13 protein-coding genes and 1 pseudogene are annotated in these 11,784 nt (G+C 38.4%); 11 read left to right on the forward strand and 3 right to left on the reverse strand.

What is annotated here, in order from left to right; genetic code table 11:
* Window positions 1-433: 433 nt before the first annotated feature.
* The gene (locus tag A3763_RS11770) at window positions 434-1,828 is read right to left on the reverse strand and encodes a hypothetical protein (RefSeq protein ID WP_068633467.1); all 1,395 of its coding nucleotides are present in this window, start codon (window positions 1,826-1,828) and stop codon (window positions 434-436) included.
* Between the two features lie 307 nt (window positions 1,829-2,135).
* Here A3763_RS11770 and A3763_RS27595 point away from each other — a divergent pair, with 307 nt between their 5' ends.
* The 11 genes from A3763_RS27595 to A3763_RS11820 all read left to right on the forward strand — a co-directional run bounded on the left by A3763_RS27595 (window position 2,136) and on the right by A3763_RS11820 (window position 8,928).
* A complete protein-coding gene (locus A3763_RS27595; RefSeq protein ID WP_156495059.1) occupies window positions 2,136-2,291 on the forward strand; it encodes a hypothetical protein in 156 nt (51 codons plus the stop codon).
* Between the two features lie 64 nt (window positions 2,292-2,355).
* A complete protein-coding gene (locus A3763_RS11775; RefSeq protein ID WP_068633469.1) occupies window positions 2,356-2,826 on the forward strand; it encodes a hypothetical protein in 471 nt (156 codons plus the stop codon).
* 105 nt (window positions 2,827-2,931) lie between these two features.
* Entirely contained in the window at window positions 2,932-3,723 is a 792-nt protein-coding gene (locus A3763_RS11780; protein ID WP_068509515.1) for a 3'-5' exonuclease, read from the forward strand.
* A gap of 26 nt (window positions 3,724-3,749) precedes the next feature.
* The gene (locus A3763_RS11785; RefSeq protein WP_068633473.1) at window positions 3,750-4,382 is read left to right on the forward strand and encodes a hypothetical protein; all 633 of its coding nucleotides are present in this window, start codon (window positions 3,750-3,752) and stop codon (window positions 4,380-4,382) included.
* A gap of 52 nt (window positions 4,383-4,434) precedes the next feature.
* A complete protein-coding gene (locus A3763_RS11790; RefSeq protein WP_068633474.1) occupies window positions 4,435-6,072 on the forward strand; it encodes a hypothetical protein in 1,638 nt (545 codons plus the stop codon).
* 63 nt (window positions 6,073-6,135) lie between these two features.
* Window positions 6,136-6,618 (forward strand): hypothetical protein, encoded by a 483-nt coding sequence (locus A3763_RS11795; protein WP_068633476.1) that lies wholly within the window; start codon window positions 6,136-6,138, stop codon window positions 6,616-6,618.
* A 56-nt stretch (window positions 6,619-6,674) separates the two neighbouring features.
* Complete coding sequence (locus A3763_RS11800; protein WP_068633478.1) at window positions 6,675-6,989, forward strand: hypothetical protein; 315 nt, start codon at window positions 6,675-6,677, stop codon at window positions 6,987-6,989.
* Between the two features lie 37 nt (window positions 6,990-7,026).
* Complete coding sequence (locus tag A3763_RS11805) at window positions 7,027-7,527, forward strand: hypothetical protein (protein ID WP_068633480.1); 501 nt, start codon at window positions 7,027-7,029, stop codon at window positions 7,525-7,527.
* A gap of 114 nt (window positions 7,528-7,641) precedes the next feature.
* Window positions 7,642-8,145: a hypothetical protein gene (locus A3763_RS11810; protein WP_068633482.1), complete on the forward strand. Its 504-nt coding sequence runs from the start codon at window positions 7,642-7,644 to the stop codon at window positions 8,143-8,145.
* 45 nt (window positions 8,146-8,190) lie between these two features.
* Entirely contained in the window at window positions 8,191-8,595 is a 405-nt protein-coding gene (locus A3763_RS11815) for an ATP-binding protein (protein ID WP_068633485.1), read from the forward strand.
* Window positions 8,596-8,742: 147 nt separating this feature from the next.
* Entirely contained in the window at window positions 8,743-8,928 is a 186-nt protein-coding gene (locus A3763_RS11820) for a hypothetical protein (protein ID WP_068633487.1), read from the forward strand.
* A 62-nt stretch (window positions 8,929-8,990) separates the two neighbouring features.
* Here A3763_RS11820 and A3763_RS11825 read toward each other — a convergent pair whose 3' ends face one another.
* Together A3763_RS11825 and A3763_RS29615 are read right to left on the reverse strand one after the other, a co-directional pair.
* Window positions 8,991-11,549 carry a Tn3 family transposase gene (locus A3763_RS11825; RefSeq protein ID WP_304439695.1) on the reverse strand — a complete coding sequence of 853 codons (2,559 nt, stop codon included), beginning with the start codon at window positions 11,547-11,549 and terminating at the stop codon, window positions 8,991-8,993.
* Window positions 11,550-11,594: 45 nt separating this feature from the next.
* Window positions 11,595-11,784 (reverse strand): annotated as a pseudogene (locus A3763_RS29615) (IS3 family transposase); the annotation flags it as partial.

Genomic DNA, 11,784 nt, shown 5'->3' on the forward strand with positions numbered 1-11,784 from the left:
CAGTAAAAAGCGACTTTCTGAAATGTATGAAGAAGCTCTTTAGTTGGTTTTGAATGCGTGCTGAAGAAATAATTTATAAGTAGGTGATAGTCTATCTAGTGCCATAACTTGCCGTTGGTGGTGCAATTTAGCTTTGGCCTAATCGTCATGAATTAGGGTACTGCAAAACTAAGGCTTTGCTTCTAAAGCGGCCTTTTTTGATATAAAGTTTTTGCTATCGCAAATATTTCGAAAAGAGCAAAGTGGACACTTTCCTTATGTCCATTCAATGATTGAAAAGAGGTATTAGCAGTGTTTATAAGTTCGTATGGAAAACTGTGAGTAAATTTCTAGATCGGTATCTTTTCTACACTGCATGCTAACAATACAAAGCGGATATACTTGTTGAATGATTCTCATTTGTCACCGCCCCTATTTCATCCCTTCAGAAAAATTAGAGATTGATACCGGCATTTAATAGCTCCAGCGCTTGAGGACACTTTTTCATAACGTGCTTGAAAGATTCAGAAAATCCATTCCTTAGCAAACTAAAGCTTACTTTGTTACTTGGGTTATAGAACTTAATTTCACCCGATTCACTAGATGAGAATAGTGCAATCATATCCTGCCAATTCTTTTTAGACACTTCATCTGATTCTGTAAAGAGCGCACTAGAAAAAAATTGGCCGTTAAAAACTTGGGGGATGGGGCCAGAAAAAAAGCTGAGTGCATTGTTATTTGGTAGCTCAATCTTTTCGTCCCTATGGTTTTTTACATAGAACAATTCGATATTTTGTTCATATTCCACATCAGGTTTACTTAAATTATTTATGAGCGCCCAAGCCACGCTTTTGTTATCACTTAAAGGCATGCAATTAAACTCAAACAAGTATGAATCATGCTCTTGACCGTGCAAGTGCCAAGAGACCATTCTCTTGTTGCCTAGTTGGTCATAAGTTTTGGGCGTACGCGTATTCCAAGGATATATTAGGGTTCTATCATATCGATATTGAATGCGACTATCGTCATCCTGTGTCATCACAAACACTTCAGCAGTACCAGAATTTATATACTCGTCCGACTTTTTCCGAGCTTCTGATTTATTTTCATTTATCAAAATCAAGCTTGGATGTGATGCGTCACCTGAAATATTTGGCTGCTCTATTGCGGCAGCTAGAGAGCTTGCTAAAGCCCAACCCGTTGGCCAATTCTGAGACACAGGCTTTGAATTCTTGTCACGAAAGACAGCGCTTGCTTTGAATACTGTATGCCTCAAATTTGCCTCGTAGTTTTCATCTTTTTCTTGGAAAATTATTTTGGCAACCATGGATACAGAGTGCTGGATATTCTTTTTTATTTGAACATTTGAAACTACAGACTCTGTACCACCAAAATTGTGTATTTGATAACTGTCACTTAAACCAGAACTAGACGTAATAGTTTGCTGATATGTGCTAGGCGACTTTAACCGGCTTGTGTATGACGGAGTCATCTCATAGCCTTGTTCTGATTCTAATATGTTTGTATCAAATATAAGAGACACAATATAGTCAGCTTCTTCTTGACGGAAAACTCTTGTAAATCCATTTCTTTCTAAAGCTTCTTCTACTCCGCCGCTTAGCCCGATATAGTCAGTGGTAGCAATTTCTACAAATGATCCAACGTGAGCTTTCTTATCCCCATAAACAAGCATAAATTTACCTGGAGCAGGAATATAATTTTGTTTGTACGCGGTCTTAAACACTTCAATTGAATGAGTTAAAACGTCCGATTGGATTTCATTGACGTGTGTCGCGCATGAAATTACTAGCAGTAACGGAGCTAAAATAAGTGCTTTAAACAGTTGCATAACTTACTCTATAAATATGAGGTTAAATTCTGTTGGCAGATACTAATTGCTCTCAACATAAATGATTAATATTTTAAGCTCAAGATGAATAAGCACTCTTGACAATTATTCTTAAAAGCTGCCTTTAAAGCTTTTACAGCATTGTGCCCGCTTTTGCTCAACTTCACTAGTTATCGCAATTTAGAAACTGGCTAAATTATCCTGAAAGAAGTCAGCAGCCTTATGTCTCGTTTGCGGACATGATTGCTGCAAGTGTGCGTGCACTTCCTTCAATAACTTATTCCCCATACCTCTATAGAGAATTCCAATGGAATCCGTTAGTATCATAGAAAATGCTAATGCATGGAAAAATCTTCAGGGAAAAAATATGGCGGAAGAGCTGAAAAATATAGAAGAGCATAATCCATCTTTGATTTTGTACTCTAAAGAACACGGGACTGGTATACAAAATAACTGGCTATGAAATCCAACTACGATTTGGTTTAACTAGCTTGAACAATGAATGTTATTAATAAAAAAGGAAAACTATGAGAAATATTATAGCTGTTTTATCCATTGCTATTTTATCTGGTTGTGGGTCTTCTAATTCGACAGACCCTTCGGTAGAAGGGGCATTCTCTTCGATTGCAGGTGTGTATTCCTGGGATGACGAAGATGGTGATGAAGGTTACACCGAGATTAAGTCCAATGGGGAAATGGCGAAATACGATTATTATGGTGATAGCTTCGACCAAGGTGATAATTGCTACTACATTGAAACAGATCTTCAGTATTTAACTCATAATTCAGGTACTAGTTATACTATTAATTATGACGTAGACCTTTCAACTATTTCTGAAGAGGAAATAGCTGAATACCAGCCACAGAATGTAACGATTGAGAGGGTCTCAGGAGGTTTGCATGTGACAGGGACTTATTATAATGGTGAAGACTATGACTTAGTATTACCAATTACAGATTTGGTGAGTTCAGATTTTGCTCCTAACTGCGATGATTAGAGTCGAAAGCAGTCTAAGGGTATACGCATTCAGTTGGCTTTCTCATTCGAGCTTCTCTACTCAACTAAATTAGTACACCTTATATAAAGACGGAAAAACGGGTATATGGAAGAAATCGAGTTACTAGCTATTGATATTGAAACAACTGGTTTAGACCCGAGAGATCATCGTATATGTGAGTTTGGGGCAGTCAAATTTAATAGCCTTGGCGAAATTATTGATACCTTTTCAATTTTAGTTAATCCAGGTCGTTCAATTCCTTTTCCTGCATATAAGGTACATGGAATTAAAGCAGAAATGGTTGAGAATGCTCCAACTCCAAGAGAGGGTTGGGATCAGCTTTTGGAATGGGCAGGATCAATTAACCCCTTTGTTTCTCATAATGCGTCATTTGAATGTGGGTTTATACAAGCTCTCTATAAGAGCAATGAAGATAAGCCCAATTTCAAAATTTACGACACACTTAAACTTTCACGAAGGCAATTAAAAGATGAGAGCAGTTATAAGTTGGAAAAACTGATTCCATCTCTTGCTGGAAAAGGTCATAGAGCACTACCTGATGCAGAGGCATGTGCTGAACTATTCTTAAAAATTGCAAAGACTTACAAATCCAACAGGATACCCAAAACTAATGAGAAAGACTTTTGGGCTATTGATTATTTTGAAGAAAACAAGCCTTCTAATAAACAGCTCAGCTATATTGAATCTCTTGGTGGCGATCAGGGCTTACCAAAGACCAAAATGGAAGCTAGTGAATATATTGATGAGCTGAAAGGTTTAAAGGAATCTGCTGAAAGGGAAGCAAACCGACCTTTAAAAGAATCTTCTGGAAGCGGCATGGTAATGTTTGCAGCAATAATATTAACCATCGTTGTAGTAGCCTATTTTGTTGGCTAAACAAATAGAACGGAAAAGCTAACGCTATGTCTTCAATTACCAAAACAGAACAACTGTTAAGAAATGCTCTTTCCTATTGTGGTGGTCTCTATAAACTTGAAATGGAAGGCTTCTATCCAAGGGCAGGTTTAATAGATGAAAGTAATCTTGTTCGGTTGTATATCGAGGCATTAAAGAGACTTTCAGATAGTAAAGATAGAGAATGCAAACCCAAAGTCTATGCTTGGACAGAGTATCTAAATGGGAAAGGTAAAAGGTTTGATGCTGTCATAAAGATTAATGATGACCTAGTCATATTGGAAGCTAAGAGGATTAAGCAGGGAAAAAGGAATGGGGTTAACAATGCTGATGCTGCTCTTAAGTCTATATATAAAGACTCAGAAAGACTGTTTAAAACGGATGTATATCAACCTGTATTAAATGACTTGGGGAAGCGTAGTGTTTTCACTGGAGACATATATAGGGTTTTAATTTCAGCGATTTGGCTCTATAAAGATCCAAGCAAAAATATTCATATGGACTCTGCCAAAACTGAGTGGTTAAGAAAGGGAGCATTTTCTCCTGATTGGAGAAATGCGTATACGGCAGAGGTTAATAACATTGACCCTAAAATAAGCAAGAAGAGTGAATTGGGCTTGCTCTTGGCTATAGCAAAATAAACAACGGAAAAATAAGTTATACCTCGCCATAGACACTTGAGCATGAATTATAATGCAAAACGAAAAGACCTCTAACTTTATTAATAAAGCCAGATCTGTTCATGGCGAAAAATATGAGTATGAGGAGTCTGACTATATTAAGTCAGCAATAAAGCTAACTGTTACCTGCCCAGAGCATGGAAACTTCTCAATTACTCCCAATAATCATTTGAGAGGAAAAGGATGCGCTGAGTGTGGTAAAGGTAAATCTCGCTTAGCCAGACTAAAAACAGTTGATAAATTTCTGTCCAAAGCTAACGAAGTCCATGGAGTCAGATACAACTATTCTAAGATTAACTACAAAGATACTCATACAAAAGTAGAGATCATATGCAAAGATCACGGCGCTTTTTTACAGGCACCTCAAAAACATATGGCAGGACAGGGTTGTCCAAGCTGCGCTAGAAATTATTTATCTGAGTTATTTAACTCAGATATGAGTCAATTTGTTGAAAAAGCGAAAGCGGTGCACGCCGATAAGTTCGATTACTCTGAAGCCACATATGTTAACAGCAAAACGCCAATCCGAATTATCTGTCCTATACACGGTGTATTTGATCAAGATCCTACTACTCATCTGAACAGCAATGGCTGCCCACAATGTGGGAAACTAATGGCAGCAAAGAAGAAAACTAAAGATACTGAATGGTTTATTGAGCAAGCTACTCTAGTCCATGGTAACAACTATCAGTACGATCAGAGTCAATATAAATCCATAAAGACACCCTTAACTATTTGTTGCCCACTGCACGGTACTTTTGAACAAACTCCTGATAAGCACATTCAAGGTCAAGGTTGCCCTCAATGTAAGTGGGTCAAAATCAGTAAAGCCAATACCAGCACTACTAACGAGTTTATACATAAAGCACATTTAGTTCATGAGGATCGATATTCATACGATAAAGTCGATTACCGTTCAGCTAAAGATAACGTCATCATAACTTGTCATCTACATGGTGACTTTGAGCAGACACCTGACTCTCATTTAACAGGAGCAGGCTGTAAAGTTTGTGCAGGTATTCCTGATATTGACACCGCCGAGTTCATAAAAAGGGCCAGGGAGATACATGGCGATAAATACTCGTACGAGAATTCTGAATATAAATCAGCAAAAACCAATGTGCGAATAGCATGTCCAATACATGGTGAATATGGTCAAGCCCCAAACAACCATTTAACTGGTGCAGGGTGCCCATTATGCTCAAGAATTAAGAAGCATCTAATTTCAGTCATTGATTCAGAATTAAGAGATGATCCGATGAACTGTTACTACATTGAGTTTATTGGTACCACCAAACATTTTTGGAAAGTAGGAGTTTCAACGAATTCTATTTTTGAACGATATCGTTCTAGCAATCTTGAAAGAGACCAGTTGAAGATCGCTCATTACGAGGAACTGCCTACCACAGCATACAAAGCTTTGTTGTATGAAGTCTATTGGATGATTCATATGGAGAAATATAGTGGTCGTTCTCAGGGGTTCTTAGAATATTCTGGAGGTGGTACAGAAACCTTTACTACAGATATAAGCAATGGACTATCACTAGCTGACATGCTTAATATGGCGGTTGGAGAATGGGGGCATTTGAATAAATCCAACCTTCAAAACCTACCAATAACGTCCTGGCATATAAAGCAAAAATTGACTTAACAATTAACGAGACAAATAGTTAAACGGAAAACGGAAAACGGAAAAACGGAAAAAGGTAATTGCATGATTTCAAAGAAACTCATTAAGGGAGTGACTATATTTCTTATTTCTCTTTGTATGATCTCTTGCGGGATTAATAAAATAAAAATTGCGGACAAAGCTACAGGCCCAAAGGAGTTGTACGTTAACCTCTCAAGTGACCCTCTTCTTATTACAATAGAGCTAAAAACCATACTCGAATCTAAGGGATATAAAGTAGCTCTTAGTACTGAAGAGTCAGCTAAGGAAGTAACTATTCACGCAGACTCAAACACTGAAACTACATATAAAAATGTTAGTTCCTCGAATAATCGGTATGAGTTAATACTCGGCTATCAACCTATTCAAGATAGAATTAAGCTAATTGTGGCATCTGTAAGGGATCGAGAAAAGAACAAAATTCTAGGTACTTGGCGCTGGTCTTGGAGTCAAATGATCCCGGCTCCTACTATCGAAGGTGCGATTTACCTAGTCGAAGAAAACCTCTTGGCTAAAGTATTTGAATAATAGCTCTCCTTAGGCAGCAATTATCATTTAATCAAAAAAACGGAACAGTAAAAAAGATGCCTATAACCGAAGATGAGTACGAAATAATAACGGATGAGCTGGATTCTGGAGAGTTCTTCGATATTTGCATGGTTGCTAACCAGGCAAATACTTCTGGCCTATTTGATGAATTAGATAATATACACAGGCTGTCAAAATCCGCTCTCGACTACTCTTTTGAAGCTGGTACACACGATTCACTTGAAGAGCTTCATAGTGAAGTTCAGGAAGTCTTGAGTGGTGTTGAAGAGTCTTTAGAGGTGCTTGAAAAGATACGCAAAGTCTTAAACAAGGCTGATGAAACTCTTTCTGAAAAACTATACAGCGACTAACTAAACACCGGAAAAACGGAAAAACGGAAAAATCAAAATGGGAGTTTGCAATAATTGCAAACTATTACTCAAGAGAACGGAAAAACAAAGATCTGAAACTTTAATCGAAGCCGCAAAAGCAGAAGCTAATTCTCTTGTAGTTGTTGCTGATAAGCGTCTAGGTGAAGCGGAAGACGAACTGAAAACGCTCCGTGTCCAGGTAAGCCAATTAACGGTTGATGAGGCGAAAAGGCAGATAGAGAAAGAGCAGTTTAAGCAGGCTCAAGATTCATTGAATTCAGTGCAGAGTGATTTAGCGGATCAAAAAACACAGTCTGTTAAATTAACGGCAGAAGTAGCCGGTTATGAAAAAGATGTGGCAAGACTAACTCAGGATTTAGCGGATACGAAAGTACAGTTGGATAAGGCCAGCAGTGCTCAAGTTATGCTTATTGAAGCTCAAAAACAACTCGCTCAATTAGAGCGTGATTTATCGCAGTCAGAGCGTGAAAAAGATTCGTTGTCTCATGCTCTTGCAGCGACATCAGGTAAAAAATAGGAGGGAGCAATGGTAAGCGAAAAAGCTATTGATCGGACTTCTCCAGAATCTACAAACGACTAATGTTTGCAATTATTGCAAAGCGCCTAAAACGATAATAGGGAGTAGGTTTGCATGTCTTCGGATTCAATGTGGAAATATTCAAGGCACATCGAAAGCGATATTCAGGATGTAATCTTACTTGTTTTAGATACTTATGGTGAAGAGGCTGTGCAGGAACTTATGCGTCTTTACAGAGAGTTATCTGTAACAAGCATAAATAGCTTTATAAATCAAAATGCAGAAGTAATATCTGAATTTGTTGGTAAAACCAGAAGCCAAAGGCCTGCCTTCATACGAAAAATTGTAAAGAAAAAAGGTGATGTCGAGCTACAGGATATATTAGAGCTTTTCGCTTGTATTATAGCTGCCATGCAAAAAACATCTGAATTGATGGATATTAGAGATAGGTTCTCAGAGGTTTTTTCTCCAGGGGCATCGTATAGACAGGCTGCATCTCAAGGGGTTTTAGCTACCCGCGCTATCTTAAGGTCGCTTTCTTCTACTTCTGATTTGTCGGAAGATGTATTGGATACACCAGGTATAGCACACATCGTTTTCAATCAGAGAGCGGATTAATAATGACGCTTTCTATATTATTTCATTCATAAGAGCGAGGGATACATGCAACAGTTTAACGTGCGAGAGTTGGTTGATGATGTAAAGGCGAAAGATACTTTTAACCAGGTTCAACTAGAGGCTATCAGTGTAAGCGCTCTTGGTTCCGATGTTATGTTTGAGTCAGATAAAGATAAGCTTGTTGATGTTGTTAATACGGCAATCGCAAATTCATTTCATAATGGAGCCTCAAGGGTTACAGTCCAGGCAAACGATAGCTATGGAAAGTATTTGTATATAGATGATAATGGTCGTGGTCTAAATCTATGGGAGTTAAAAGAAATATATAGCGGGGCTACATCAAGAACGTTTGGTGCAATGCTTCTTAAGTCAAAATGTGATGCGCTCGGAGTTCGTGTTGAATATTCAACTGCTCAAGGCTTAGGCTTTGGCACAGTGCTATATGTTTAGAATTTTAGTGCAGATAATATCCTTATATATCAATGACCTATGCGCATAATGTTGATTATGTTAAATGATATCCTCTACATACGTTAAATTTAGTAGTGAAAGCTAAACTTAATGGAACAAGCTTGTAGGTTAAGAAGGCGGATGTAAATGACGGAAGATAAAGATCGATTGCGACACTTGTTGACTATTGCTGATAAAGAAGCGAAATATTTACAGTCTACTTTTAATCGTTTGAGTTCTGAAACTATCAATGAGAAATGGGTTGTTGAGCTGGAAGATAATTTGGAGTTGGCTGAACGTGTAGATGCTTTTATCGGCTCCCCAACAATATAGGGAGCAGATTTTACATTTTTGTCCATAACGTGCTGTTATATAAAGAAAATATCTCTAGGTTTTTATAGCTTGATAGATCTAATTTTATCCATATCAAAACGAGCATCATTAGATGCCTTCCTTCTGAAATCGTATTCGCCACGTAAATTAACGTGCTTCCATGTTATCACTGAGCCCTGACTTATTGATTCAATGAGATCTCTTCTATCGTCAGGGTCTGACGTGTCAGCTACAAGGTCGGATAAATATAAATAGTTCCAGAGTATGATTGAGTTCTGGAGAAGCAGCTTGCACGCCGTAGCAACTTCCTGGTCTGCTAGAACACCTTCTTGAAAGGCTTGGTCGTTGTCAAAGAATACCGCTCGAGAGAATCTATTCGAAAGCTCGACTCTATTGAGTTGCTTTTGTATTTGTTGTCTTAGATCTTCGTCATCGAAATAAGTCAGAATGAACTGTGATTTAATAACCCTTCCAAACTCTTTAAGTGCTCGATACAAGGGGTGCTCCTTAGAGTATGAGCTTAATCGTTTAAACAGCTGTGAGGCAGTAGCTTGCTTCATCTTAATCGTTGCAATAAATCTTAAGATATCATCCCAGTGATCAAGTATTTGATTTTTGCTGACAGGACGACTTGGAAGTAGACGATATCCTTTGTCGTAAAAAGTTTTTCGCGCAGAAAAGCTATATATTTGCTGGTTCCCGATGTTGGCAAGTCTTGGTGCAAACGCTATCCCTAGAAAGTGCGACACAGCGAATATCTGCTCTGTATAACCATGTGTATCGGTTGAATGTACTTGCCTAAGATCCGTCACTTCATTTTGGAGTAAACCATCAATGACGTATGGTGCCTCACGATCGGAAGCGCTGAAGACAGAGTTGTGGAATAACGACTGCTTTTCATCAATGAATGTATAAATTGTGACGCCCTTGTCTTTGCCGAAATATTTGTAGGAATGATTCGCGTGCAAGCAATCTACATCGACGTTTACCTTTCTACCATCACTCGATGAGTGGAGAACTTCCGGATCCTTTAGATAAGCACTGGATAATTTTAAATTGTGGATTGCATCTACGATGCGGTTATTAGCTTTTCTAATATTTTCTAAACTGAAAAACCAGTTAACTGTGTTGTGCAGCGTGTGCTCCTGTATACCAGCGGAAATACTCGCGAGTTTGCCTAAGCCAATATTACAGCCCTTTGCAAGAATACCAGCCATTAGAGTTTCTTCCTTTGGTTTCATCTTTACATTTTTAGGGCTCAGGTGCTTAAAGTCAGCAGTGAACTGGCATACCTGGTTTACTTCTTTAAGTAGTTGGAGAATTGGAATATATCCATCCTGGGATAGGGCATCCGCAATAAATGATTCCTCTTGAAAGTCAGTTTTTGGCGTGCTCACTCTAGATACTCGGCCATCTTTAAAAGTGAGGGAGGTATTTATCCCGTCGGCTAAGTGCTTATTAACAACCTTGTATTTCTCGTGAAGGCCCAATTTTAAGCCCGCTAAATATGCTTCTCCGTCTATGTACTCAAGTAGATTGCACTCGCGCAAGATCTGGTATTTTCGAGCCTCCCAATATTCTTTATCAATCATGTAGTCCTGAATGCTGCGGAAGCGATATGAGTAGGCTAAATTTAAGTCCCCGGATTTGATTGCTTTAGAGATATAGATAAACAGCAGGCACTTATACAGAGGGATTGAAAAGTCATTACGCTCAACATTAGCTCGATCTTGCTTTGACAGAAACTTAATAGGTGGAGATTTGCCGACATTGCCCTCTGACTCTTGAAAGTGATCTACTGCTTCTAATAAATCCTTTGCCTTGGAGGTACTATCAAAATTGAGAGCACGTACGATAGGGGTCGCTTTAAGTTGAAGTCTTAAAGAAAGCGATTCGAGCAGTTGATAGTACGTATGATTTTTACTTTCTTTTCTCAGCTGATTATCCAGATCTTCTAACAAACTATAATCAATTTCGTCGTTCTTTTGGTAATCAAAAACCAGCTCTTCTATCTTGTGATATTTTTCGTTGGGCGTTGCAGATACGCTTTCAACAATTGAGATAATTTCTTTTGCTAGCTTTGAAATAGATTTATGAGATTTGCTTAACTCGTGAATTGCCTTGTCTCGTTCTTCTTTGACAGATCGTTCGTGCTCAGCTTGTTTGCTTGAAGCTTTGTGCAACGTTGATGTCACCGACTTCATCAAAGCGTCTACTAGACTATCTTGCCGAGCGAAGTAGTGATGCTTAACAAACCCCAGCAGGTGAAGATAAATATTTTCTTTATCTGTAAATTGCGTCAGTTGTTGAATATCGGCTTTGCGTACCCATTCAGCATAATACCTAGTCGCCTTGTCATTTATATTTAATTCGTCATAAACATCTGCAAGCTGATCAAACATATCTTTGAAAACGATCATGTTATTCACGTTTTGCTTAATATCTTTTGGCCGCATGGACTGATCAATGTTCTTATATGATGCTAGCGGGGTAGTTGTTCTGCTTCCGGCAGTTATGGGAGTTAATAGGGAGTCCAGTAATTCTGAATGAGCCGGTTTAATCGCCCTGCGAAGATTAGAAATTTGATTCTTCTCTGACTCGTTGAAAGCATCCGTGATTATTGTGTTTAATTCCGGCGTTTTTCAAGGTAGTTGTCGCCTGAGCATTTAAGCTGCTTGTTTTTCCTTCTCCGGGTTCAACTTAACGTCACCCACTTTCTCCCAGTTCCGCGTAGCTTTTGACCACCTTATTTGGTTCTTTCTTTTCATCTTGCGATAAAGCTCATCCCTCTTCGATAATATTTCTTCATCCAGACCTAAGTGCCTTTGCTCTGGGGTAACAAAGTTAATTCGACTA

It is taken from the genome of Oleiphilus sp. HI0128 (assembly GCF_001635365.1).

What these genes read in the sequence shown, in the direction of transcription:
- A3763_RS11770 (WP_068633467.1), bottom strand. Translation starts at nt 1,828, where the DNA reads ATGCAACTGTTTAAAGCACTTATTTTAGCTCCGTTACTGCTAGTAATT.
- A3763_RS27595 (WP_156495059.1), top strand. Translation starts at nt 2,136, where the DNA reads ATGGAATCCGTTAGTATCATAGAAAATGCTAATGCATGGAAAAATCTT.
- A3763_RS11775 (WP_068633469.1), top strand. Translation starts at nt 2,356, where the DNA reads ATGAGAAATATTATAGCTGTTTTATCCATTGCTATTTTATCTGGTTGT.
- A3763_RS11780 (WP_068509515.1), top strand. Translation starts at nt 2,932, where the DNA reads ATGGAAGAAATCGAGTTACTAGCTATTGATATTGAAACAACTGGTTTA.
- A3763_RS11785 (WP_068633473.1), top strand. Translation starts at nt 3,750, where the DNA reads ATGTCTTCAATTACCAAAACAGAACAACTGTTAAGAAATGCTCTTTCC.
- A3763_RS11790 (WP_068633474.1), top strand. Translation starts at nt 4,435, where the DNA reads ATGCAAAACGAAAAGACCTCTAACTTTATTAATAAAGCCAGATCTGTT.
- A3763_RS11795 (WP_068633476.1), top strand. Translation starts at nt 6,136, where the DNA reads ATGATTTCAAAGAAACTCATTAAGGGAGTGACTATATTTCTTATTTCT.
- A3763_RS11800 (WP_068633478.1), top strand. Translation starts at nt 6,675, where the DNA reads ATGCCTATAACCGAAGATGAGTACGAAATAATAACGGATGAGCTGGAT.
- A3763_RS11805 (WP_068633480.1), top strand. Translation starts at nt 7,027, where the DNA reads ATGGGAGTTTGCAATAATTGCAAACTATTACTCAAGAGAACGGAAAAA.
- A3763_RS11810 (WP_068633482.1), top strand. Translation starts at nt 7,642, where the DNA reads ATGTCTTCGGATTCAATGTGGAAATATTCAAGGCACATCGAAAGCGAT.
- A3763_RS11815 (WP_068633485.1), top strand. Translation starts at nt 8,191, where the DNA reads ATGCAACAGTTTAACGTGCGAGAGTTGGTTGATGATGTAAAGGCGAAA.
- A3763_RS11820 (WP_068633487.1), top strand. Translation starts at nt 8,743, where the DNA reads ATGACGGAAGATAAAGATCGATTGCGACACTTGTTGACTATTGCTGAT.